Origin of the sequence: Zoogloea oleivorans (assembly GCF_008107625.1) — a bacterium.
Classification (GTDB): Bacteria; Pseudomonadota; Gammaproteobacteria; order Burkholderiales; family Rhodocyclaceae; genus Zoogloea; species Zoogloea oleivorans.
Window position 1 is genome coordinate 90,628 of record NZ_SDKK01000017.1, and the last position, 24,982, is coordinate 115,609.

General features: G+C 64.4%; 20 protein-coding genes. 8 read left to right on the forward strand and 12 right to left on the reverse strand.

The window, feature by feature from the left end:
- Positions 1-12: 12 nt before the first annotated feature.
- The 8 genes from ETQ85_RS17815 to ETQ85_RS17850 all read right to left on the reverse strand — a co-directional run bounded on the left by ETQ85_RS17815 (position 13) and on the right by ETQ85_RS17850 (position 8,673).
- Complete coding sequence (locus ETQ85_RS17815; protein WP_148580431.1) at positions 13-2,382, reverse strand: GspE/PulE family protein; 2,370 nt, start codon at positions 2,380-2,382, stop codon at positions 13-15.
- Between the two features lie 110 nt (positions 2,383-2,492).
- Positions 2,493-3,263 (reverse strand): 3',5'-cyclic-nucleotide phosphodiesterase, encoded by a 771-nt coding sequence (locus tag ETQ85_RS17820; protein ID WP_148580432.1) that lies wholly within the window; start codon positions 3,261-3,263, stop codon positions 2,493-2,495.
- 151 nt (positions 3,264-3,414) lie between these two features.
- Positions 3,415-4,101, reverse strand: coding sequence for an FHA domain-containing protein (locus ETQ85_RS17825; protein ID WP_148580433.1), 687 nt, complete (start codon positions 4,099-4,101; stop codon positions 3,415-3,417).
- Positions 4,102-4,125: 24 nt separating this feature from the next.
- Positions 4,126-4,896: a PP2C family protein-serine/threonine phosphatase gene (locus tag ETQ85_RS17830; RefSeq protein WP_246128802.1), complete on the reverse strand. Its 771-nt coding sequence runs from the start codon at positions 4,894-4,896 to the stop codon at positions 4,126-4,128.
- 23 nt (positions 4,897-4,919) lie between these two features.
- The gene (locus ETQ85_RS17835; protein ID WP_148580434.1) at positions 4,920-5,618 is read right to left on the reverse strand and encodes a TerC family protein; all 699 of its coding nucleotides are present in this window, start codon (positions 5,616-5,618) and stop codon (positions 4,920-4,922) included.
- 134 nt (positions 5,619-5,752) lie between these two features.
- Positions 5,753-6,646: a succinate--CoA ligase subunit alpha gene (sucD, locus tag ETQ85_RS17840; protein WP_148580435.1), complete on the reverse strand. Its 894-nt coding sequence runs from the start codon at positions 6,644-6,646 to the stop codon at positions 5,753-5,755.
- A gap of 11 nt (positions 6,647-6,657) precedes the next feature.
- Positions 6,658-7,818, reverse strand: a complete 1,161-nt coding sequence (sucC, locus tag ETQ85_RS17845; protein ID WP_148580436.1) for an ADP-forming succinate--CoA ligase subunit beta — start codon at positions 7,816-7,818, stop codon at positions 6,658-6,660.
- 303 nt (positions 7,819-8,121) lie between these two features.
- Complete coding sequence (locus tag ETQ85_RS17850) at positions 8,122-8,673, reverse strand: DUF2889 domain-containing protein (protein WP_148580437.1); 552 nt, start codon at positions 8,671-8,673, stop codon at positions 8,122-8,124.
- Positions 8,674-8,886: 213 nt separating this feature from the next.
- On the opposite strand from ETQ85_RS17850, the gene ETQ85_RS17855 reads away from it, so the two are divergent.
- Entirely contained in the window at positions 8,887-10,671 is a 1,785-nt protein-coding gene (locus tag ETQ85_RS17855) for a type IV pilus assembly protein FimV (protein ID WP_148580438.1), read from the forward strand.
- Between the two features lie 24 nt (positions 10,672-10,695).
- Here the strand turns inward: ETQ85_RS17855 and ETQ85_RS17860 are convergent, their stop codons facing one another.
- Positions 10,696-11,442, reverse strand: coding sequence for a Nif3-like dinuclear metal center hexameric protein (locus ETQ85_RS17860; RefSeq protein ID WP_148580439.1), 747 nt, complete (start codon positions 11,440-11,442; stop codon positions 10,696-10,698).
- A 71-nt stretch (positions 11,443-11,513) separates the two neighbouring features.
- On the opposite strand from ETQ85_RS17860, the gene ETQ85_RS17865 reads away from it, so the two are divergent.
- A complete protein-coding gene (locus ETQ85_RS17865) occupies positions 11,514-12,677 on the forward strand; it encodes a Do family serine endopeptidase (RefSeq protein ID WP_148580455.1) in 1,164 nt (387 codons plus the stop codon).
- 10 nt (positions 12,678-12,687) lie between these two features.
- Positions 12,688-13,935, forward strand: a complete 1,248-nt coding sequence (locus tag ETQ85_RS17870; RefSeq protein ID WP_148580440.1) for an MFS transporter — start codon at positions 12,688-12,690, stop codon at positions 13,933-13,935.
- Between the two features lie 83 nt (positions 13,936-14,018).
- On the opposite strand, the gene ETQ85_RS17875 is transcribed toward ETQ85_RS17870, so the two are convergent.
- A complete protein-coding gene (locus ETQ85_RS17875) occupies positions 14,019-14,960 on the reverse strand; it encodes a LysR family transcriptional regulator (RefSeq protein WP_148580441.1) in 942 nt (313 codons plus the stop codon).
- Between the two features lie 85 nt (positions 14,961-15,045).
- Between ETQ85_RS17875 and ETQ85_RS17880 the strand changes: the two genes are divergently transcribed.
- Both ETQ85_RS17880 and ETQ85_RS17885 read left to right on the forward strand, forming a co-directional pair.
- On the forward strand, positions 15,046-16,527 hold the full coding sequence (locus ETQ85_RS17880; protein ID WP_187394757.1) for an MFS transporter: 1,482 nt from the start codon (positions 15,046-15,048) through the stop codon (positions 16,525-16,527).
- 73 nt (positions 16,528-16,600) lie between these two features.
- On the forward strand, positions 16,601-18,622 hold the full coding sequence (locus ETQ85_RS17885; RefSeq protein ID WP_148580443.1) for an NADPH-dependent 2,4-dienoyl-CoA reductase: 2,022 nt from the start codon (positions 16,601-16,603) through the stop codon (positions 18,620-18,622).
- 175 nt (positions 18,623-18,797) lie between these two features.
- On the opposite strand, the gene ETQ85_RS17890 is transcribed toward ETQ85_RS17885, so the two are convergent.
- Positions 18,798-19,823 carry a type I glyceraldehyde-3-phosphate dehydrogenase gene (locus tag ETQ85_RS17890; RefSeq protein WP_148580444.1) on the reverse strand — a complete coding sequence of 342 codons (1,026 nt, stop codon included), beginning with the start codon at positions 19,821-19,823 and terminating at the stop codon, positions 18,798-18,800.
- A 365-nt stretch (positions 19,824-20,188) separates the two neighbouring features.
- Here ETQ85_RS17890 and aspA point away from each other — a divergent pair, with 365 nt between their 5' ends.
- The 3 genes from aspA to ETQ85_RS17905 all read left to right on the forward strand — a co-directional run bounded on the left by aspA (position 20,189) and on the right by ETQ85_RS17905 (position 23,788).
- Positions 20,189-21,613 carry an aspartate ammonia-lyase gene (aspA, locus tag ETQ85_RS17895; protein WP_148580445.1) on the forward strand — a complete coding sequence of 475 codons (1,425 nt, stop codon included), beginning with the start codon at positions 20,189-20,191 and terminating at the stop codon, positions 21,611-21,613.
- A gap of 40 nt (positions 21,614-21,653) precedes the next feature.
- Positions 21,654-22,952 carry a dicarboxylate/amino acid:cation symporter gene (locus ETQ85_RS17900; RefSeq protein ID WP_148580446.1) on the forward strand — a complete coding sequence of 433 codons (1,299 nt, stop codon included), beginning with the start codon at positions 21,654-21,656 and terminating at the stop codon, positions 22,950-22,952.
- 71 nt (positions 22,953-23,023) lie between these two features.
- Positions 23,024-23,788, forward strand: a complete 765-nt coding sequence (locus tag ETQ85_RS17905) for a sulfite exporter TauE/SafE family protein (RefSeq protein WP_148580447.1) — start codon at positions 23,024-23,026, stop codon at positions 23,786-23,788.
- 95 nt (positions 23,789-23,883) lie between these two features.
- On the opposite strand, the gene thiC is transcribed toward ETQ85_RS17905, so the two are convergent.
- On the reverse strand, positions 23,884-24,982 hold a 1,099-nt coding region (thiC, locus tag ETQ85_RS17910), incomplete at its 5' end, for a phosphomethylpyrimidine synthase ThiC (protein WP_148580448.1).

Consider the following 24,982-nt stretch of genomic DNA (forward strand, 5'->3'; position numbering starts at 1 on the left):
GGTCGGCTGTGCTTAGCGGATGCAGACCTTTCGCACCTGCTTGAGGTCGGTCAGGCCGGCCATGACTTTCTCGATGCCGTCCTGACGCAGGGTGCGCATGCCCTCGTCGAGGGCGGCTGCGAGCAGCGTGGAAACCCGCGCACGTTCCTGGATCAGGGCTTTCACCGCATCGGTTCCGACCATCAATTCGTGCAGGCCGAGACGCCCCTTGTAGCCGCCAGTGCAATGCTCACAACCCACCGGCGCGTAAAGGGTGAATTTCCCTTTATCGTCGCCGTAGCGCTGCAGCCAATCCTTCCGGATCGACTCCCTGGCGCCCACCGGATCTGCCAGGAAGGCCGGGGTCTGCCGCAAGTCCTCGCAGTACTCGTCGAGCATATACCGGATTTCATTTTCGTCGGGCTGATAAGCCTTCTTGCACTTGCCGCACAGACGCTTGGCCAGACGCTGGGCGAGCACACCGAGTAGCGCATCGGCGAAGTTGAACGGGTCCATCCCCATGTCAAGCAGACGGACCACCGACTCGGGGGCGCTGTTGGTGTGCAGGGTGCTGAACACCAGGTGGCCGGTCAGGGAGGCTTCGAGGCCGATGGACACGGTTTCCTTGTCACGCATTTCGCCGACCATGATCACGTCCGGATCGGCACGCAGAAAAGAGCGCATGATGGTTGGAAAATCCAGCCCGGCCTTGCGGTTGATCTGCACCTGACGCAGCCCCTTCTGGGTGATTTCCACCGGATCTTCGGCCGTCCAGATCTTGGTTTCCGGCGTATTGATGGAACCCAGGATGGAGTGCAGCGTGGTGGTCTTGCCAGAGCCGGTCGGGCCGCAGACGAAGAAAATGCCGTAGGGTTTGGCGACAGTCTGCTTGAGACGCACGTAATTGTTTTCCAGCAAACCCAGCGCCTCGAGGGGCAGCGGCTCGCTGTTGGCCAGGAGACGCATCACGACATCTTCCATGCCGCCCGCCGTGGGCACCGTGGCGACCCGCAACTCGATGTCGAGGGGGCCGAAGCGGCGAAACCGGATCTTCCCGTCCTGCGGCTTGCGCCGCTCCGAGATATCCAGGTCACACATGATCTTGATGCGCGTGACGATCGGGCTGCGATAGCTGGCCGGGACATCGATGTAGGGCGTCAGCGAGCCATCCTTGCGGAATCGGATCTGGGTCTTTTCCTTGCCGGGACGAGGCTCGATGTGGATGTCGGACGCACCTTGCCGGTAGGCGTCGATAATGATCCGGTTCACCAGCTTGACGAGTTCATTGTCGGCCGCCGCCGACACATCCTCGGCCGTCGGCCCCCCACCCTCGCCATCATCGTCCTGCATGTCGAAAAGCAGTTCGGAGACTGAAGCATCATCGCTGACACTGCTACCGAAAAACTGGGCGACGGTCTGCATGAACTCCACATGGGTCGTAACGCAGAACACCGGACTGGCCTTGGGAAAGACATTCTGGACGACCCGCGAGGCAATGGCCTGCTCCGGATCGGTTACCAGGGTCAGGAGGCCTTCGGTATTCTCTTCCAGGGGTAGCCACTGGGCCTGCTGCACGTAGTCGCGCTTGAGGTTTCGCAGCAGGTCCAGGGGCTTGACCCGATCCTGCCGGAAAGGCTCGTAGGGCACGCCGAAAAAGCGGGCCACCGCGCTGCCGATATCGGCGGGCTTGAGCTTGTACTCCTCAAGCAGCAACTGCTCGAGAGAAATCCCCCGCTCGCGGGCCAGACTAGTGGCTGCTTCGAGTTCGGCGCTGGTCAGCTTGGCGTCATTCACCAGGCCTTCGTATTTGGACTTGGGCTGGATCAGGGCGTGGCGGCGATGCGCGAAGGCGATGGCCAGGGTCTGTCCAAGCCCCTGAATACCCTCCTCGGCAATGGATGAAAAGACCTCCCCGTTACGGCTGTTGATGAGCTGGATCACCCCCATCACCTCACCGTCGTCCGGATTGGCAATCGGCGCCACGAGCATCTGACGACAGCGGTAGCCGCTCCGCTCGTCCACTTCGCGACGAAACTCCATGCGTGACGAGATGGCCTTCAGGGCCTGCTCGTCGTAAGCATCGTGGATGTTGAGCATCTGGCCGGTCAGGGCCACGAAGCCGGCCACGCTGTTCTCGGCGATCGGCAGACGAATCGTGCGGATGGTGTGCAGGCCCGTCTTCACCCGGGAGGAGATCGTCGTTTTGCTTTCATCGACGACGTAAATGGTCAGCCGGTCGGCGGCAAAGAGCGCACAGATTTCTGCCGACAACTCGAAGATGATCTCATCGATGTTCTCGGTGGCATGAACGCGGTTGGTAACCGCCTGAAGGCCCTTGAAAAAGGCCAGTCGGCTGGCTACGTCACTCACGCCGACACCGCCCCTGCTTGCTGCGCTGCTCATAATTCTGTCAAACCCGGAAAAATGGGACTCCGCCGCAGACGAAGCCTGCATGGATGAAGGCCAGCCAAACGGCAGGAAAAGCCACTGACTTTAGCCGGCCAAGCGTCCGGCTAAAGCGAAAACTCGAGGCCGTTATAAAGTGCGCGCGGAGAAAAGCGGCCGCAATAGCTGGCTATTTCGTCCAGCGTGGTCTGCGCCCTGCTCGGCTTCAGATGGGTGATCCACACTTCCGGGTGTGCCTTGATCCGCTCGAGGAAGAGCGCCAGCAAGCTGGGGCACAAATGACGGGAGGCCAGGGCGAGATCATGCAGCGCATCGGGAAAAGCCGTCTCGATAATCAGGTAACGTAGATCCGGGATCTCGTTGATCGCGGCAATCAGCGGCTCGGAATAGGCCGTATCGCCGGAAAAAACCAGGCTCCCGCCTTCGCTCGACACCTGGTAGCCCACCGCCGGCACCGTGTGCAGGGCCGGCAGCGCCGTGACCTGACGGCCGCCACCGAGCTTGGCAGATTCACCGACCCGCATCTCCTGAAAGCGCAGAAAGGGATTGCCCCGGTCGGGAATCGACGAGAAATCGGGCCACACCAGCCAGTTGAAAATGTGGGAGCGCAGAATGCGCAGGGTCTCGGGCGAGCCATGGACCACGATCGGCATCGAACGCGCTTCACCGACGGTATCCACCAGCAGGGGAATCATGGCGATGTGATCAAGATGCGCATGCGTCACGAAGACGTGATCGATTTGCAGAAGCTCTTCGAACTCCAGGTCTCCAACTCCGGTGCCGGCATCGATCAGGACATCGTGATCCACGAGCAGGGCCGTCGTGCGCTGATTGCGCCCGCCAATTCCACCGCTGCACCCCAGAACCCGCACCTTCATCTTGTTCTCATGGAATTCCGCAAAAGTGGGGGCTGGAAAATCAGCCCGGACACCGGGAGTGTTAATAAATCAGGCCGCCAGGATACGGTTCGACCAGCAAAACCGGTCGTCAGAAATATCACGATCACCGCATGCAAGCGTCTTGAAAGACCTACTGCTGGAGATTCTGCGAGAAAAACTCCATCTTCACGCCAGCGATCTCGATTATGTCATGTTCATTAAGCCGATGTGCCTGGGCATCAAGGGAATGTCCATTGACGACAGGAAAAACCGTCCCTTCCACGTGGGTGATGAAATAGCCATGGGGGCGCCGGGTGATCACTGCCACCTGGGTTCCCGGCTTGCCCAGCGTGGTGAGCGACTTTGAAAGCTCAAGCGTGCGACCGGCATGAGCACCACTGAGAATCTGGATCATCCCCAGGGTGCCGGAGGGAACCGGAGCTGCCGCAGCGGGCTCGGCGGCCACACCGGCGGTTCCGGACACCACACCGTTCGTTGCCACCGCGTCGGCAAAGGTCATCGCTTCATCCTGTTCGGAAGGCGATCCAGCACCATCGGCAATGAACTTCAGGCGGTACTTGCCCAGCTCGACGACATCATTGTTCTGCAGAACATGCTTCTTGACCGGCTGACCATTCACATAGGTACCGTTCGTGCTGTTCATGTCCTCCAGAAAGGCATCGTTCAGGATGGTCACGATGGCCGCATGCTCGCCACTGATGGCCAGATTGTCGATCTGGATATCGTTGTGCGGCTTTCGGCCAATGGTGGTGCGCTCCTTTTCGAGCGCCATTTCCTTCAGCACCAGACCATCCATGCTCAATATCAACCGGGGCATTGCATTTCCTATCTGAAACCAGCCTCAACCAAGTTCGGCAGCAAGTCGTCCAGCCGGACTGGACGATACGACGATAGCCGAAACATTATCCATCCCACCCCGATCATTCGCCAGATCGATCAGGTGCTCTACCGCCAGTCGCGGACTTCTCCCCAGCGCACAGAGTACGTCGGCGATGTCGGCATCGGGAAGCATCTCTGTCAGCCCGTCCGAGCAAAGCAAATATATATCTTCCGGCAAGGGCACGAAGTGCGCCACATCCGGCACGACATCCGCGGCCACACCCACGGCCCGGGTCAGGAGACCACGCAAAGCCAGCGGGCCGCTCGATTCGGATTGAATCATGCCCGCGTCGCATTGCTCCCGCAATACGCTGTGATCCCGAGTCAGGCAGTCCAACACGTCATCGCGCAGACGATAGATCCGTGAATCGCCCACATGAGACACCAGCAAGGTGCCGTCAGCCCGGAAGTAAGCGGCGGCCAGGGTCGTCCCCATTCTGCGCAGTCGTGGATCCTGACAGGCCGCACCGAAAACGGCCTGGTTGGCCGCATCCACCGCCGCCCGCACATCGACTTCGTCCGCACACCCGGTTTCGCACTCGCCAATGCGCTCAATCCATGCGGTAACCGCCAGGTGTGCTGCAACGGCACCGCCCACATGCCCGCCCATCCCGTCGGCAAGAACCGCAAAGCCACGCCCCTCGTCACACAGGAGGTAATCCTCATTACGGACCCGGACGCGCCCCACATGGGACAACATCGCCATCCGCCAGTACGTTTGTCCTTCGCTCACGCTCACCGCCTATCGAAGGAAAACTACAGAATCTGTCGACCGGAACCGGCCACTGCACGCCTGCCCAGCAGCCGCGCCAGGCCAAGCACAAGCCCAACGCCCAGCACACCAACCGCAGGCCTCATCCACCCGGGCTGCGCCATCATCCAGACGCGCAGCAACGGATCGCCAACGATCATCCCGCCTGCCACCCAGCCCAGCAAGCCGGCCCCCAGTGTCACGATCACCGGGAAGCGCTCCATGCTCTTCATGATGACCTGGCTCGACCATACGATCACCGGAATACTCACAGCCAGACCGATGCCGAGCAGCACCAGGCTGTCGCCCGCGGCCCCCGCCACACCAATGACGTTATCCACGCTCATCACGAAATCCGCCACGATGATCGTCTTTACCGCCCCCGCCACGCTGGTGGCAGGATTAATCTCGTGCTCTCCTTCCCCATCGGGCAGGAGCAGCTTGACGCCGATCCACAGCAACAGCAAACCGCCAATCAGCTTGAGCCAGGGGTAACCCAGCAGGCTGGCGGCAAAGGCCGTCAGCACCACGCGCAGACTCACGGCGCCCGCCACGCCCCAGAAAATGCCAATCTTGCGCTGTTCCGGCTGCAGACGACGACATGCCAGGGCAATCACCACGGCGTTATCCCCCGACAGCACCAGGTCGATGGCGATGATCTGCAAAAGACCGACCCAGAAGACAGGCGTCAAAAATTCGGACATGAAGAATTCAATCAAGATAAAACCGCCGCACCGGGAATTCTATCGCCCCCCTGCCTGCATCAGGCTGGCCCCACAAAATAAAACCGCGCCCAGGCGTGAGCCGAGGGCGCGGTCTGGATCGGCTTGACGCCTGATTACAGCATGGCCTTCAGCAGCTTGGCCATTTCGGACGGGTTGCGCGTCACGGTGAAACCACACTCTTCCATGATGGCGAGCTTGGCATCGGCCGTATCGGCACCGCCGGAAATCAGTGCACCAGCATGGCCCATGCGCTTGCCCGCGGGGGCAGTCACACCGGCGATGAAGCCGACGATCGGCTTCTTCATGTTGGCCTTGCACCACAGCGCAGCTTCAGCTTCGTCAGGACCGCCGATTTCGCCGATCATGATGACCGCATCGGTATCCGGATCGTCGTTGAACATGCGCATGATGTCGATGTGCTTCAGACCGTTGATCGGGTCACCACCGATGCCGACAGCGGAAGACTGGCCCAGACCGATTTCGGTCAGCTGGGCGACAGCTTCGTAGGTCAGGGTGCCGGAGCGGGAAACCACGCCGATGCGACCCTTGCGGTGAATGTGACCCGGCATGATGCCGATCTTGATTTCGTCAGGCGTGATAAGACCCGGGCAGTTGGGGCCCAGCAGCAGGGTTTCCTTGCCGCCGGCAGCAACCTTCTTCTTCATCATGTTGCGCACTTCCAGCATGTCCCGGACGGGGATGCCTTCAGTGATGCAGATCGCCAGATCCAGATCGGCTTCAGCAGCTTCCCAGATCGCCGCCGCAGCGCCGGCAGGCGGCACGTAGATCACGGAGACGGTGGCGCCGGTTTCGGCGGCCGCTTCCTTGACGGAGGCGTAGATGGGGATGTCGAAGATCTTCTCGCCAGCCTTTTTCGGGTTCACGCCGGCAACGAAGCATTCCTTGCCGTTGGCGTATTCCTGACACTTTTCAGTGTGGAATTGACCGGTCTTGCCGGTGATGCCCTGGGTGATGACCTTGGTGTCTTTATTGATCAGGATTGACATTAGGTAACTCCTTACTTGACCGCGTCGACGATCTTCTGGGCCGCATCGGCCATGGTGTCGGCAGCGATGATCGGGAGGCCCGAATCGCGCAGGATTTGCTTGCCGATCTCTTCGTTGGTGCCCTTCATGCGGACAACCAGCGGAACCGACAGATGCACTTCCCTGGCCGCAGTAACCACGCCGGTGGCGATGGTGTCGCAGCGCATGATGCCGCCGAAGATGTTGACCAGAATGCCCTTGACCTTGGGATTCTTGAGCATGATCTTGAAGGCTTCGGTCACCTTCTCGGCAGTGGCACCGCCACCTACGTCGAGGAAGTTGGCCGGTTCGGCACCGAACAGCTTGATCGTGTCCATGGTTGCCATGGCCAGACCGGCACCATTCACCAGACAGCCGATGTTGCCGTCCAGGGAGATGTAGGCCAGATCGAACTTGGAAGCTTCGATTTCGTCGGCATCTTCTTCATCCAGGTCGCGGTAAGCAACGATTTCCGGGTGACGATAGAGGGCGTTGGCGTCGAAGTTGAACTTGGCGTCCAGGGCCTTGATGGTGCCGTTGCCTTCCAGGATCAGCGGGTTGATTTCCGCCAGGGAGCAATCGGTTTCCATGTAGGTGGTGTACAGCTTCTTCAGGGTATCCACAGCCTGGGCGGTGGAGCCTTCGGGAACGCCGATACCGTTCGAGAGGAACAGGGCTTGTTCGTCGGTCAGGCCGATGGCCGGATCAACGAAGACCTTGAGGATCTTCTCGGGGGTGCTGTGAGCAACTTCCTCGATGTCCATACCGCCTTCGCTGGAGGCCATCATGGCGACCTTCTGCGTGGCGCGGTCGGTCAGCGCGGCAACGTAATATTCCTTCTTGATGTCGGCGCCTTCCTCGATGAGCAGGCGACGCACCTTCTGGCCTTCGGGGCCGGTCTGGTGGGTAACGAGCTGCATGCCGAGGATGTCGGTGGCGTATTGACGGAGTTCGTCAATGGACTTGGCGACTTTCACGCCACCGCCCTTGCCACGACCGCCGGCGTGGATCTGGGCCTTGACGACCCAAACCTTGCCGCCCAGCGTGTCTGCTGCTGCGACTGCCTCATCGACTGAGAAACACGGCACGCCGCGCGGCGTCGTGACGCCAAATTTTCTCAGGATTTCCTTGCCCTGATATTCGTGAATTTTCATGGTTGCCCTTCGATCGAAGTCTTGGCCTTTAGAGGCCGCTCACGCTTGGTTGATGGGACTGTTCGGGGTCAAACCCGCACCCCGCGACACACACGCCGTTCTCCCTCGTCCAACGTATGTACCGCTCAGCCTTTCCTGCACCCGGCCTGTGTGACCTGAATGCTGAAAAAACATCCTGCACCGGTGCTGCACCAGCCATGCTGGCAAACCCCGGATTGCGGATCAATCGATTATATACGAAACGGGGGGCGCGACCGATTTCACGCTGCACTGCACAGCGGACACACTCCCGTCGCACCGGCATCACACCGGATCGCCGCCCCGATACCAGCCCGGGTAGTACCGCATGACCGCCGCCGAGGTGGTCTCGAGAGCATGACAACGGTCTAGCTGGAAGGGCTTTTCGCCGGTATCCTCGTTGTCGCGACGAAAAGTGGCAAAAGTCTGGATCGCCGCCGTCGGCAGGGCCAGCAGCAACTCGGTGATGTGCGAGCAGCCGCGCACATCGGCAAACATCTCGCCGACAGTTTTGCGAAAGCCCCGCACCAGGTTCAGCCCGATCAACTGGCGGTAGGCCGGTCCGATGGTGTCGCAATAGCCGGGATAAGGTACCCAGTCGGAACAGGCTTCCACATCCAGAACGAAGAACTTCTCGTCGATGGTCACCCGGACAAGCAGGTCGTGCACCGGATCACCTGCCTTGCGAACACCGGAGGCGATCGGGTAATCGTCGGCCTTCAGGTCGGTCAGACGGGCATCCAGATCGAGCAGCCCGTCATCGCGCAGGAAACCCTGAATTTCGATGCGACGGGTGTGGACGCGACGGCGTTGTACTTTAGGCTCGGAAAGCGGCATGGCGGTAGAACGAAAGCAAGGTGGGATCAACAAGTTGAAAATGACGTCTTCCGGCACCACACGTCACATTTGTGAGCGTCGGCGGCAAGACATGGGCCCGCGGCGGGCTGCAAAGTTCTTTAGAATACTGTAGCTTCGCCTGCGGCGCTCAACGGACGCCGCATTGCACAATAAACGTAGCCTACACCGGCCCGACCCAGACCCATCCCATTGATGAACTGCGCGCGAAAGTCCCTTCCCCTTCTCGTAGCGACGCTCGCCCCCTTTATTGGCACCCCTGCCTGCGCAGCGGGCCTCGGCGAGCTTGTCGCCCACTCGTCCCTGGGGGAGCCGTTGCGGGCGGAGATCAGGCTGGTGCGCAGCCCCGGTGAAGAAATCGACGCGAACTGCATCAAAAGCATCATCGGAGCCGGTAGCGACGACATTCCGTGGATACACAACGCCCGGGTCAAACTCGTCGGCGAACACCTGAGCATAACGACCCGCGAGCTGATCAAGAATCCGATCGCCATGCTTGGCCTGCGGATCGCCTGCGGAAACGAGTTGCGCCGCGACTATCCGATCCTGCTGCAGCCGCCCATCGGCCGCATCGCGTCACCGGAGGTGACACCGCCTCCCGCCGATGCCCAGGCGGCGCCCAAAAGCCTTGAGACCGCGCCACCGCAGCGCCGCACGACCGAACGCCCCGCCTCCGCCGTCGACACCGGCGCACCGGCCCGCCCGGCGGCCGCCAAGGTGCCCCGGCCGAAGCCATCACCGGCTCCCGCCAAGTCACAGCAAGCCGCCAAGGCAAGCATTCCCGCCACGACGGTCGCAGCCCCCCGCCAGGACCGGCTGGTCATCGGTGCCGGCGACGAGGCGAACCTGGCCCCGCTGCACATGGCCTACCAACTCGCCAATCCGCCCAAGAGCGACGAGCCCGCCAGCCCCCGCCAGGCACTGCTGCCGGAACAGCGGACCCTCGTCGAAATCGACGACCGGATCGCCGCCCAGCTCGAGCTGGACGAAAAAATCAAACGTCTTGAGGAATACCAGGCCCTGCTCAAGGAACGTGTGGCCCAGCTTGACCGGCAGGCGCCCCCGGCCCGCCCGGTGCCGGCAGCCCCCGCAACACCGCAGCCTCCCGAACAAAGCCTGATCGAACAAGTCAAGGAATGGGCCACGCCCCTGGCGATGCCTCTGGCCGGCCTGCTCGCCATCGGGCTCGGTGCGCTGCTGTGGATACGGCGCAGCCGGCGGCATGACGCGCCCGAAGCCATCGAGCCCGTCGAGCTGTCCACGCAAACGAGCTTCGAGGCCAGCACCCCGCCCTCCGCTCCCGGCAACACAAAGCCCAGCGCCCCCATGACGCCGGCCCTCTCCATGCCGGAAATACGGCAAGTGCCGCCGCAACAGGTCATCGCAGCACCATCCAGCGACAACAACACAGCCGAATGGGCCGAGCCGACCTTTGCGCCGGCCCACCCGATTCCTTTCGACGAAACGGTGGACGAGCAGGACTCCGCCCTTGAACTGGCCGAGATCATGATGTCCTTCGGCCGCACCCAGGGCGCCGCCGAAACCCTCGCCGACTACATCCGCAACAATCCCCGCCAGGCCGTCAAGCCCTGGCTGAAGCTGCTCGACGTCTATCACGTGGCCGGCATGCGGGCCGAGTTCGAAGCCCTGACGCGCCAGCTGAACAAAACCTTCAACGTGAAGATGATCGGCTGGAGCGACTTCAAGGCCGTTCGCGCGGCCCCGGACAGCATCGAGCAGATCGGCCACGTCACCCAGCGCCTGCAGGAACTGTGGGGAACCCAGGAAGCGCAGGCCTACATTCACCAGATCCTGCGCGACAACCGCAACGGCACCCGCCAGGGCTTCCCGCTCATGGTGGTCGAAGAGCTGCTCCTGCTGCTGGCCATCCTCGACGACACGCTCGGCAGCTACAAACCGCCCACCGAACTAAGCCTCGAAGCGATGGAGCCGCCGGCCCCGAACACCGCCGCAGCCTGAGCCCGGCGCAGCGGCACGGCCCGGTCACACCGGGTTGGCCACCTCGACGAACTCCGCCTCGATACCGAAGACTTCGGTCAGACGCGCACCCAGCGCCTGCACGCCATAGCGTTCGCTGGCGTGATGCCCGACGCCGAGGTAGGCGACCCCCGACTCCCGCGCCAGATGGGTGGTCGGTTCCGACGCCTCACCCGACACGAAGCAATCCACCCCAGTGGCGATGGCCTGCTCGAAGTAAGCCTGCGCCCCGCCGGTGCACCAGGCAATCCGCTCGATGCGCCGCTCGGGGTCACCCAGCAGCAGCGGATCCCGACCCAGCCGGGCGCCGGCCTGACGGGCCAGCGTGGCCAGCGTCATCGGATGCGACAAACGCCCGGTCCAGCCCAGGTCCTGCTCGCCAAAACGCCCCTCGGGCACCCACCCCATCAGCTTGCCCAGCTGCGCGTTGTTGCCCAGCTCCGGATGCGCATCCAGCGGCAAATGGTAGGCAAACAGACTGATGTCATTGCGCAGCAGGGTCGCCAGCCTGTTTTTGCGCAGCCCTGTTATGCGGCCATCCTCACCGCGCCAGAAGTAGCCGTGATGCACCAGCACCGCATCCGCCCCCCGCGCCACTGCCGCATCGAGCAGCGCCTGACTGGCCGTAACGCCACAAACCACGCGCCGTATGGCGGCCCGTCCTTCCACCTGCAGGCCGTTTGGGCAATAATCCTTGAATCGCTCGACTTCCAGCAGCGTGTCGAGATAACGCTGCAACTCGGCTCGTTCCATGGCCGCTCCCCCCTGATCCTTCAACACTTATTGGCTGGCGCGCAAATGCGCCCTCGGTGGCAAATTTTACGATGCATCGCCTGTGGATGATTTTTGCGCAGGCGGTCACCATTTCGGTGGCCGTCCTGTTTGTACTCAGCACCCTCAAACCCGACTGGGTTGGGGAGCGCCCGGAGCTGCCCGCCATCACCATACAGCAAGCCGCCGCTCCCGCCGCCACGCCGTCCGGCAAGGTTGCCGCCTCTTATGCGGATGCCGCCAGGGCCGCCCTGCCCTCGGTGGTGCATATTTTCACCAGCAAGGAAGTCAAGAGCCAGCGCAGCCCCTTTGCCGACGACCCGCTGTTCCGCCATTTCTTCGGCGACCGCCTGGACAACCGTCCCCAGCAGCGCGCGTCCGGCCTGGGCTCCGGCGTGGTCGTTTCGCCCGAAGGCTACATCCTCACCAACAACCACGTCATTGAAGCCGCCGACGAAATCGAAGTCGCCCTCAACGACGGCCGCAAGCTGCCCGCCCGCATCGTCGGCCGCGATCCGGAATCCGACCTCGCCGTGCTGCAGATCAAACCGGAAGGCAAGCTCCACGCCATCACCTTCGGCCACACCGAACAGCTCAGCGTCGGCGACGTGGTGCTCGCCATCGGCAACCCCTTCGGCGTCGGCCAGACCGTCACGATGGGCATCGTCTCCGCCCTCGGCCGCTCCCACCTGGGCATCAATACCTTTGAAGACTTCATCCAGACCGACGCGGCCATCAACCCGGGCAACTCCGGCGGCGCCCTGGTCGATGCGGCCGGCAATCTGGTCGGCATCAACGCCGCCATCTACTCCCGCTCCGGCGGCTCGCTGGGCATCGGTTTCGCGATCCCCGTCTCCCTCGCCCGCAACGTGATGGAGCAGATCATCCAGAACGGCTCCGTCACCCGCGGCTGGATCGGTGTCGAAGTCCAGGCCATCACGCCCAAACTGGCCGAATCCTTCAGTCTCCCGTCGAGCGGCGGCACGCTGATTTCCGGCGTCATGCGCGGCAGCCCGGCCGACCGGGCCGGCGTCAAGCCGGGCGACGTATTGCTCGCCGTCGAAGGCCGCAAGGTGAATGACCCGCAAGCCATGCTCGAAGCCATCGCCGCCCTGGCGCCGGGCCGCAAGGCCGGCTTCGAATTACGTCGCGGCAAGGAAAAATTCGATGTAAGGGTCGAGATCGGCCGCCGGCCGGCCCTCTCCCGCGGCGACTGAGCCGCCCTCGATGCCCCACGCCGATCCCCACGCGCCAGATTTCCTGCGCCACCACCGCCCTTTCGTCCTCTACTGGCTGGCCCGCGTGCTTTTCAGCGGCGGCAACCAGATCAAGGACGTGGCGGTCGGCTGGCAGGTGTATTCCCTCACCGGCAGCGCCCTCGACCTGGGCCTGGTCGGGCTGATCCAGTTTCTTCCGCGCCTGCTCCTCACCGCCGTGGCCGGCGACATGGCCGACCGCCACGACCGGCGCAAGCTCGCCGTCGCCGCCCAGTTGCTGCAGACCCTCGGCCTCGCCACCCTGGCCATCGCCAGCGCCGGCGGCTTTATCAGCCGCGAACTGATCTTTGCCATCGTGCTGGTCCTCGGCCTCGCGCAAACCTTTCAGATGCCGGCCAACGCGGCACTGCTGCCGGCCCTCGTGCCTCTCGTCGCCCTGCCCCGGGCGCTGGCGCTGAGCGCTTCGGCCATGCAGGCCGCCACCATTGTCGCCCCGGCCCTGGGCGGCCTGCTCTACGCCTTCGGTGCACCGCTGGTGTACAGCCTGACCACCGCCCTGCTGGCCTGCTCCACCCTGTGCCTGATGCGCCTGCCGGATGTGCACGTACCCCGCACCTTGCAAGGCTCGGCGTGGGAACGTTTCGTCGAAGGCATCCGCTTCATCCGCCAGCGGCGCATCATCTTCGGCGCCATCTCGCTGGATCTGTTTGCGGTGCTTTTTGGCGGTGCCACGGCACTCCTCCCGATCATCGCCAGCGAACTCCTGCAGGCCGGCCCGTGGGCCCTCGGCCTGCTCCGTTCCGGGCCCGCCATCGGCGCCCTGGCCATGGCCCTGTGGCTGGCCCACCACCCGCTGCGCCGCTCGGTGGGACGCATCCTGTATGCCTCGGTGGCAGCCTACGGCCTGTCGGTGATCGCCTTCGGGCTGTCCACCAACCTGTGGCTGTCAGTGTTCTTCCTGGCCCTTGGCGGCGCCACCGACATGGTCAGCATGGTGATTCGCCAATCCCTCGTGCAACTGCAAACGCCCGACGACATGCGCGGGCGGGTCAGTGCAGTGAACTCCATTTTCATCGGTGCCTCCAACCAGCTCGGCGAGTTCGAATCCGGCCTCACCGCCGCGTGGTTCGGCGCCGTGCCGTCGGTACTGCTCGGCGGCGCCGCCACGCTGGTCGTCGTCGGGCTGTGGACGCGCCTGTTCCCGCAACTGATGCAGGCCGACACCCTCCACGACGCACCGGACACGGCCCGGAACTGACAACATCCCGTGGGTCGGACTTCAGTCCGACAGTGCCCGTTCAGCCCCTGTTGTCGGACTGAAGTCCGACCCACGGGAATAGCTCACGCCCCCGAGGCCGCCACCCACTCCTCGACGCTCTCCACCAGCCGCCGCGCCACAAACTCGATGAGCGGGTCGCTGCGTTCGCGGCGATGGCTGACCAGACTGATCGGCAGGCTCAGCCCCGCCACCGGCAGCGGCTCGAAGCGCAAGTCGGTATGGGCGGCGAACATCCGCGCCAGCATGTCCGGCAGGATCGCCACCAGCGGGCTGCGCTTGAGCACGAAGGGAATCGACAGGGGCATCGCGCTGCGCGCCACCACCTGGCGGGTCAGCCCATGCGCCTTGAAAACCCGGTCCACCACGCCCGGCGGCTCGCCGGCATAGGTGGTGTGGATGTGCGGCAGACGCGCCAGCGCGGCCAGGTCGGGCTTTGGCGGCACCTCAATCAGCGCCGGATTGAAGACGCACGAAAACCCCGACTCATACAGCGGCAGCTGGCTATGCACCTCGCGCACCTGTGGATGGTGACCGACCAGCAGGCTGACCGCGCCGGCATCCAGCTGCTCCAGTTGGCGCGACGCCGGAACAGGCAGCACCGACAGGGTCAGGCGCGGCGCCTGCGCCCGCAAACGGGCCACCAGGCCAGGCAGCAGCAAGGCTTCCAGCGGATCGTTGAGGGCGATGCGGACGCGCCCCTCGGCCTCGGCCGGGTCAAAGGGCTGCGCCCCACGGGCCACCTGCTGAATATCATCGAGCACCTGGCGGATCGGCCCGGCCAGTGCCAGCGCGCGGGGCGTCGGACGCATGGCTGCTCCCTCGCGGAACAGAATGTCGTCGCCGAACAGCTCCCGCAGACGTGCCAGTGCATGACTCATGGCCGGCTGGCCGATGCACAGGCGGCCGGCGGCGCGGCTGACGCTGGTCTCGGCAATCAGCGCATCAAAAGCCACCAGCAGGTTCAGGTCGAGGCGGCGGAAGGCCGCGTAGTCGATATCGGTCATGTCGATATTATTGATCAAGTCAATCGATTTGAAGCATCACACCACGCCCACTAGACTGGAGCAACCCCATCCTCAGGAGCGCAGCTTGCGCGTTCAATCGGCCACGATGCCCCTCTCCCCGCCCGACGACCGCCCCGTTTCCCTCCGCAGCCTGCTGTGGGTGATCGCCGCCGTCACCTGCGTGGAGTTCTTCGAGACCGGCATGGTCACCTTTGCTGCTGCTCCCATCATGGGCGGGCTCGGCCTGCGCGCCGAAGAGTTCGCCTTCGCCTACACGGTGTATGGGGTGTGCGCGATCTTCATGCTCTACAAGCACCAGTGGGTCGTCGAACGCTTCGGCTATCGGGATTTCATCCTCGCCTCGCTGGGCGTCTTCGCCGTGGGTGCCACCCTGTGCGCCACCGCCGACGGCCTTACCCAGTTTGCCGCCGGCCGCGCCCTGCAAGGCATGGGCGGGGCCACCTTCTTCACTGCCGGACGCCTGCAGATCAACCGCCTGCCGGCCGAAGCCCGCTTCTCCGGCCTGCTGGTCTTTATCGGCACCCTGCTCGGCGCCACCGCCATTTCGCCACTGGCCGCCGCCGGCCTGATCACCCTCGGCGGCTGGCAGGCGCCCTTCTGGGCCATGCTGCCGCTCACCGCCGCCGTGGCGTGGATCGCCGGCCCGCGCCTGGACCGCGACACCACCCCGCCCGAAGCCCGCAGCGAAGAACATTGGGGCTGGCTGCTCGGCCTGGTGATCGCCGTCTTCGCGCTGCAATACGCCATTCAGGGCCTGCAGTTCGAACTCCTGTCGCACCCCGGACAGGTGCTGGCCACAGGCGCCGCCTCGATCATCGCCTTGAGTATCTTCGCCGCCCGCCAGTGGCAACGCGAACGGCCACTGATCGACTACCGGGGCCTGTTCCAGCTGCGCTACCTGTTCGGCATCGCCTTCTATTTCTGCGGCTATTTCATGCTTGGGCTGATCGGCTTCATCCTGCCCATCCTGTTCCAGCACGGCCTCGGCCAGAGCATGACGACCACCGCCATGGTCCTCAGCGCGTCGATGAGCTGCAGCGTGCTCGCCGCCCTCGCCCACGTGGCGCTGGCCCGCCGTTGGCCAAGGCTGCGTCCCTTCATGCTCAGCGGACTCGTGCTGCTGGCCACTGCTTCTTTATGGCTCGGCCAGTCCGCCGCAGTGACCGACTGGCAGCAGATCATCATCCCCACGCTGCTCGTCGGCCTGGCCGTGCCGATCTACATGGGGCCGGTGGCCTTCGGTACCTTCACCCAGATTGCGCCCAAGGTCTTCTCCCACGCCTATCAGGTGAAGAACATCGTGCGCCAGCTGGGCCTGTCCTCGGCGATTGCAGTGGGCACACTGGTGCTCGAATGGCGCTACGCCAGGCACCTGGATACCGGCCACGCCAGCCTCGACTGGGCCGCCCGCCTCCTGCACGGCGCACCGGCCAGCGCACAGCATGCCGCCGCCCTCGCCCAGGCCTGCGCCGATGCCTACACCGCCTGCGGCCTGGTGGCACTGGCGCTGATTCCGGTGGTGGCGCTGCAGCGCGTCTTCCGTTAGGGCAGGTTGACATTTATTTCGGCTACCCATGAAATAAATGTCAACAACCATAAAAGACGGAGACAGCAGCACCATGAATTCCCCCTACCCCCACCTCCTCGCCCCCCTCGATCTCGGCTTCACCACCCTCCCCAACCGGGTGCTGATGGGCTCGATGCACACCGGGCTGGAGGAGATGGATCACCCCTTCGAGCGCCTCGCCGCCTTCTACGCTGCACGGGCCAAAGGCGGCGTCGGCCTCATCGTCACCGGCGGCTTTGCGCCGAACAAGGAGGGCGGCATCCACCAGGGCGGCTCGGTACTCGACACCGAAGCCGAGGCCGACCAGCACCGCGTCATCACCCGCGCGGTGCACGAAAACGGCGGCCGGATCTGCCTGCAACTCCTGCACACCGGGCGCTACGCCTACGGCAAGGCACCGGTCGCCCCGTCGGCCCTCAAGGCACCGATCAACGCCGCCACGCCGCGCGCACTCACCAACGACGAAATCCGCCAGACCATCGCCGACTACGCCCACACCGCCGCTCTGGCTCGCCAGGCCGGCTACGACGGCGTCGAGGTGATGGGCTCCGAGGGCTACCTGATCAACCAGTTCCTCGCCCCCGGCACCAACCTGCGCGACGACGAATGGGGCGGCAGCTTCGAGAACCGCTGCCGCTTCGGGCTGGAAGTGTTGCGCGCCGTGCGCGCCGCCAGCGGGCCGGATTTCATCATCATCTTCCGCCTGTCCATGCTCGACCTGGTGGACGGCGGCAGCACCTGGGACGAAGTTGTCGCCTTTGCCCAGGCCGTCGAAGCCACCGGCGTCAACATCATCAACACCGGGGTCGGCTGGCACGAGGCGCGCATCCCGACCATCATGAGCAGCGTGCCGCGGGGCGCCTTCAGCTGGGTCACCGGACGCCTGCGTGGCGCGGTGAAGATTCCGCTGATCACCAGCAACCGCATCAACGACCCGCAGGTGGCCGAAGACATCCTGGCCCGCGGCGACGCCGACATGGTGTCCATGGCGCGCCCCTTCCTGGCCGATGCCGACTTTGTGAACAAGGCCGCCACCGGCCGTGCCGACGCCATCAACACCTGCATCGCCTGCAACCAGGCCTGCCTTGACCACATCTTCGCCGGCAAGGTCGCCTCCTGTCTGGTCAATCCGGATGCCTGCCGCGAATACGAAGCGCCCCCCGCTGCCAGCACCACGCCCAAGCGTGTCGCCGTGATCGGCGCCGGCCCGGCCGGCCTCGCTGCCGCCACCACGCTGGCCGAGCGCGGCCACACGGTAAGCCTGTTCGATGCCGCCACCGAAGTGGGCGGCCAGTTCAACTACGCCCGCAAGATCCCCGGCAAGGAAGACTTCGCCGACACCCTGCGCTATTTCCGCACCCGCCTTGGCGAGCTTGACGTGAATGTGCAGCTCGGCAAACCCGTCGCCGCAAACGAGCTAACCGGCTTCGACCACGTCGTCCTCGCCACCGGCATCACGCCCCGCCAACCGGCCATCCCCGGCATCGCCCACTCCAAGGTGGCGAACTACATTGACGTGATCGAGGGGCGCCGTCAGGTAGGCAGCAAGGTCGCCATCATCGGCGCCGGCGGCATCGGTTTCGACGTGGCCGAACTGCTCACCCACGCCGGCGACAGCCCCGACCCGGTGGCCGCCTACCGGCACGAATGGGGCATCGACCCCACCTATACCGCCAACCGGGGCGGCCTGACCCCGCCGCAGATGCCGGCCACGCCACGCCAACTGTGGCTGCTGCAGCGCAAGTCCAGCAAGGTCGGCGGCGGACTCGCCAAGACCACCGGCTGGGCGCGCAACCTGCTGCTCAAGAAGCGCGGCGTCAGCATGCTGGGTGGCGTGGAATACCTCGGCATCGACGACGCCGGCCTGCACATCCAGGTGGATGGCAAGGTGCAGGTGCTCGATGTGGATACGGTGGTGATCTGCGCCGGCCAGGAGCCGCGGCGCGATCTGGTGGCCGGGCTGGAAGCGGCGGGCATCCCCCACACGCTGGTCGGAGGCGCCGACGTGGCCGCCGAACTGGACGCCAAGCGGGCCATCGGGCAAGCCACGGCATTCGCGCGCGGCTTCAGCTAAGCGCCCATTCAGGCCCTGCTGTCGGACTGAAGTCCGACCCACAAAAGCACCATGATCACCTGTGGGTCGGGTCTCAACCCGACAGCACCCGTTCAGGCCACGTTGTCGGACTGAAGTCCGACCCGCAAAGGCATCGTGATCACCTGTGGGTCGGACTTCAGTCCGACTTCCCCCGTCACTTCATCCGCGCACCCCAAAACGCCGCCACGTCGATCATCCGGTTGGCGAAGCCCCATTCGTTGTCGAACCACACCAGCAGGTTGAGCAAGCGCTCGCCGCTCATCCGTGTCTGGCCGCCGTCGACAATGGCCGAATGGGGGCTGTGGTTGAAGTCGATGGAGGCGTGCGGCTCGTCGGTGTAGGCCATGCGCCCCGAGCCCTGGCCATCCACCGCGGCGCGCAGCAGCGCATTCACCGCCGCCGCCGTCGTGCCGCGCCGGAGCGTCACCACCAGGTCGATGGCCGACACATTCACCACCGGCACCCGGATCGCCTTCGATTCGATGCGCCCGGCCAGCTCCGGCAACATGCGCTGCACGCCCCTGGCCAGCCCGGTGGACACCGGGATCATCGACTGCATCGCCGAACGGGTGCGATGCAGGTCGGTATGGTGATAACCGTCGATCAGCGGCTGATCGTTCATCACCGAATGCAGCGTCGTCATCAGCGCGTGGTCCAGCCCGTAGGCCTCGTCGAGCATGACCAGCACCGGCACGATGGCATTGGTGGTGCACGACGCCGCCGACACAATGCGCTCGTCGCCCGTCAGCAGTTCGTGGTTCATGCCGAAGACGATGGTCTGATCCACGTCCCCGGCGCTGTGCCCCGGGTGCGACAACAGCAGGCGGCGGCAACCTGCATCCAGGAAGCGCTGCAGCTCATGCCGGTAGCTGTAACGCCCCGACGCCTCGATCAGGATGTCCACGCCAATCGCCCGCCAGTCCACACCCTCCGGCGTATCCGCATGAAAGACCGGAATGTCCGTTCCATCGATACGCAGGCAGTTGTCGCCCACCTCCACCGTCCCCGGAAAACACCCGTGGGTCGAATCGAAGCGGGTCAGGTAAGCCATGCTCTCCAGATCGGCCGGCTCGTTGATCGCCACCACTGAAAACTGCCCCCGCACCGGCGAGGCCAGCAGCGCCCGCAAAAAGCACCGCCCGATTCGTCCGTACCCGTTTATTGCAATCCGCAAAGCCATTCTCAACCCGTCACCCAAACCATCCGGCCATCACCCCGGTCATTCCTGACCGGCCAAAAATCCCACCACACCAACGCGCCGGGCTGCAGGCAGAGCCGACCGGCGCCTGCCCCACAGGCGCGAGCCTACACCCTCCGGCCGGTCGGCGTCCTTCGGCCCGAGCGTTCGGTTTTCCGGATGCGCGCGGGCCGGATAATCCGGAAATCCGAACGCTCCTGCTCGACCCATAAATTTTACCCTTTCAAATCAAACAACTAAAAACACCCAACGACGCTTTCAGCATGGCACGTCTCCTGCGACTGAATACGGACAAAGAGCGGCAGCAGCCAGCCCGGCAACCGATACTCAAACCAACGGAGACAAGCATGAACATCACCACCCATCGCATGGAACACGACCTTCTCGGCGACAAGGCCGTGCCCAGCGCCGCCTACTACGGCGTGCACACCCTGCGCGCCCTCGAGAACTTCAACATCACCGGCATCACCATTGCCGCCTACCCGGACTTGGTGCGCGCCCTGGCCCAGATCAAGCTGGCCGCCGCCCAGGCCAACCGGGAACTGGGCCTCCTCGATAACGCGCGCACCGAGGCCATCGTGGCCGCCTGCCGCGAGATCATCGCCGGCAAATATCACGAGCAGTTCGTGGTGGACGTCATCCAGGGCGGCGCCGGCACCTCCACCAACATGAACGCCAACGAGGTCATCGCCAACGTCGCCCTGGAAATCATGGGTCACCAGCGCGGCGAATACGGGTTCCTGCACCCCAACGAACACGTCAACATGAGCCAGTCCACCAACGACGTGTACCCCAGCGCCCTCAAGCTGGCCACCTACGTGGGCATTTTCCGTCTGGTGGATTCGATGGCCCACCTGCGCTTTGCCTTCGAGCGCAAGGCCGAGGAATTCGCCGACGTGCTGAAAATGGGCCGCACCCAGCTGCAGGACGCAGTGCCGATGACCCTCGGCCAGGAATTCTCCACCTACGCCACCATGCTCGGCGAAGACGAGGAGCGCCTCAAGGAAGCCGCCCTGCTGATCCGCGAGATCAACCTGGGCGCCACCGCCATCGGTACCGGCATCAATGCCCACCCGGATTACGCCGCGCTGGTGTGCCGCCGCCTGGTCGAGACCAGCGGCATTCCGGTGATCACCTCGCCGAACCTCATCGAGGCCACCCAGGACTGTGGCTCCTTCATCCAGTTGTCCGGCGTGCTCAAGCGCGTGGCGGCCAAGCTGTCCAAGGTCTGCAACGACCTGCGCCTCTTGTCCTCCGGCCCCCGCGCCGGCTTTGGCGAGATCAACCTGCCGGCCCGCCAGGCCGGCTCCTCGATCATGCCGGGCAAGGTCAATCCGGTGATCCCGGAAGTGGTGAACCAGATCGCCTACGAAGTCATCGGCAACGACCTGACCGTGACCTTCGCCGCCGAAGCCGGCCAGCTGCAACTCAACGCCTTCGAGCCGATCATCGCCCACAGCCTGTTCAAGAGCGTGCTGCACCTGTCGCGCGGGTGCACCACCCTCGCCGACCTGTGCGTGGACGGCATCACCGCCAACCGCGAGGCCCTGCGCGCCACCGTCGAGCGCTCCATCGGCATTGTCACCGCGCTCAATCCCTACATCGGCTACGCCAACGCCACCGACGTGGCCGCCGAAGCGCATGCCACCGGCCTGGGCGTGGCGGAGATCGTACTGGCCCGCGGCCTGATGACCCGGGAAGCGCTCGACGAGGTGCTGCGCCCCGAAGTGCTGACCCGCCCGCGTCCGCTGCCCACCCGCGCCAACGTCTGATAACCGCATCCACCCGACTCAATCCACCCAGGAGACGAACATGAAAGCCAACAAGTCGTCGATGCTGATCTTTGCCGCGCTGATCCTCGGCATCCTCACCGGCTACGCCTGCAACCAGGCCGCGCCGACCCCCGAGGCTGCCAAGGAAATCGCCGGCTATTTCGGCGTCATCACCGACATTTTCCTGCGCCTGATCAAGATGATCATCGCCCCGCTGGTGTTCGCGACCCTGGTGTCCGGGCTGGCCAACATCGGCGATTCCAAGACCGTCGGGCGCATCGGCGCGAAGGCCATGGGCTGGTTCGTCGCCGCCTCGCTGGTCTCGCTGCTCATCGGCCTGGTGTTCGCCAACCTGCTGCAGCCTGGCAGCGCGCTGAACATGCCGCTGCCCGAAGTCGGCACCGCCACCAATCTGAAAACCGGCGCTCTCAACCTGAAGGACTTCATCACCCAGGTCTTCCCGAAGAGCATCGTCGAAGCCATGGCCGGCAACTCGGTGTTGCAGATCCTGGTGTTTTCGGTGTTCTTCGGTCTGGCCCTCGGCAACCTGCACAACCAGGCCGCGCGCAGCCTGGTGCAGACCATGGAAGAAGTCGTCCACGTGATGCTCAAGGTCACCGACTACGTGATGCGCCTTGCCCCGCTTGGCGTCTTCGGCGCCGTGGCGGCGGTGGTGACGGTACAAGGTGTCGGCATGCTGACCGTCTTCGGCAAGCTGCTGGCCAGCTTCTACCTGGCCCTCTTCGTGCTGTGGGCCGTGCTGATCGGCGCCGGCTACCTGGTGCTCGGCCGCGAAGTGTTCCGCCTCATCAAGCTGGTGCGCAGCCCGATGCTGCTCGGCTTCTCCACCGCCAGCAGCGAATCGGCCTACCCCAAGCTGATGGAACAGCTCGAGAAGTTCGGCGTGCGCAACCGGGTCACCGGCTTCGTACTGCCCCTCGGCTACTCCTTCAACCTGGACGGCTCGATGATGTACACGGCCTTCGCCTCGCTCTTCGTGGCCCAGGCCTACGGCATTCCCATGTCGCTGGGTGAGCAGGTCACCATGCTGCTGGTGCTGATGATCTCCAGCAAGGGCGTGGCCGGCGTGCCCCGCTCGTCGCTGGTGGTGGTGGCCGCGGTACTGCCGATGTTCCATCTGCCGGAAGCCGGCCTGCTGCTGATCATGGGCATCGACCACTTCCTCGACATGGGGCGCACGGCCACCAACGTGCTGGGCAATGCCATCGCCACCGCTGCCGTGGGCAAGTGGGAAAAAGCCATCGACCCGGTGGATGAAGCCCTCGACGACGAGGACACGGCCCTGCCCCTTGCCGGGGAGGCTCCCGCAGCCGCCTGACCGAGCGCCCTTCCTGCCAACTTTCACGCCCAGCCCTTCACGGGTTGGGCGTTTATCGTTTCTCCCTTCCCATGCCATTCGATCTCCTGTTTCTTGGCACCGTGGCCTTCTTCGCCGGCCTGGTGGATGCCGTGGTCGGCGGCGGCGGACTGATCCAGATCCCCGTCCTGCTGAGCAGCTTTCCCCAGGTCGCCATTCCGACCCTGTTCGGCACCAACAAGCTGTCCAGCATCGCCGGCACCGGTGCGGCCCTGTGGCACTACGCCCGCGCCGTCAGGATTCCCTGGGCGGTGGTGCTGCCCGCCTCAGGCGCGGCCCTACTCGGGGCCTGGTTCGGTGCCGCCGTCGTTGCCTGGCTGCCCCGCGAGGCCATGCGCCCCCTGGTGCTGGTCCTGATGCTGGGCGTGGCCATTCATACTTTCCGGCGCAAGGATTTCGGCCACGCCGCCACCCGCGAGCTGCGCCCGGCGGACACCTGGCGCGCCATCGCCTTCGGCGGCGTAATCGGCTTCTACGACGGCTTCTTCGGCCCGGGCACCGGCAGCTTCCTGATCTTCGGCTTCGTCCGGCTGTTCGGCATGGACTTTCTGCGCGCCTCGGCCAGCGCCAAGCTCATCAACGTCGCCACCAATGTGTCCGCCATCAGCTTCTTCGCCAGCCACGGCCCCCTGTTGTGGACCGTCGGACTGGTCATGGCCGCCTGCAACCTGGCCGGCGCCCAGGTCGGCACCCTCATCGCCCTGCGCCGGGGCAGCGGTTTCGTGCGCCAGGCCTTCCTCGTCGTGGTGTCGGTGCTGATCGCCAAGCTGGCCTGGGAAATGTTGCAAGGGCTGTAAGCAGCCCCCGCCCCCCTGTGGGTCGGACTTCAGTCCGACAAGGCGCTTCGACCAACGCGTGCTGTCGGACTGAAGTCCGACCCACAGGGGTGTCCTTACACCTTCCGGTAGATCTCCGCGCCCGTCTTCACGAACTCGATGGCCTTGGTTTCCATGCCCTTCGCCAGCGCCTCGGCTTCGGCGATGCCCTGCTTGGCGGCGAAGTCGCGCACGTCCTGGGTGATCTTCATCGAGCAAAAGTGCGGACCGCACATGGAGCAGAAGTGGGCCACCTTGGCCGATTCCTTGGGCAGGGTTTCGTCATGGAAGCTCTTCGCCTTGTCCGGGTCGAGGCCGAGGTTGAACTGGTCGTCCCAGCGGAACTCGTAACGGGCTTTTGACAGCGCGTTGTCGCGGATCTGCGCCCCCGGGTGGCCCTTGGCCAGGTCGGCGGCGTGGGCGGCCAGCTTGTAGGTGATGATGCCTTCCTTGACGTCGTCCTTGTCGGGCAGGCCGAGGTGTTCCTTCGGGGTGACGTAGCACAGCATGGCGGTGCCGTACCAGCCGATCATGGCGGCGCCGATGCCGCTGGTGATGTGGTCGTAGCCCGGGGCGATGTCGGTGGTCAGGGGGCCCAGGGTGTAGAACGGGGCTTCCTGGCAGTGCTCGAGCTGCAGGTCCATGTTCTCCTTGATGAGATGCATGGGCACGTGGCCGGGGCCTTCGATGATGGTCTGGATGTCGTGCTTCCAGGCGATCTGGGTCAGCTCGCCGAGGGTCTTGAGTTCGCCCAGCTGGGCGTCGTCGTTGGCGTCGTAGATGGAGCCCGGACGCAGGCCGTCGCCGAGGCTGAAGGCCACGTCGTAGGCCTTCATGATTTCGCAGATGTCCTCGAAGTGGGTGTAGAGGAAGCTTTCCTTGTGATGCGCCAGGCACCACTTGGCCATGATCGAGCCACCGCGGCTGACGATGCCGGTCATGCGCTCGGCGGTCATGGGGATGTAGCGCAGCAGCACGCCGGCGTGGATGGTGAAGTAGTCCACGCCCTGCTCGGCCTGCTCGATGAGGGTGTCGCGGAAGATTTCCCAGGTGAGGTCTTCGGCCTTGCCGTCGACCTTCTCCAGCGCCTGGTAGATGGGCACGGTGCCGATCGGTACGGGCGAATTGCGGATGATCCATTCGCGGGTTTCGTGGATGTTCTTGCCGGTGGACAGA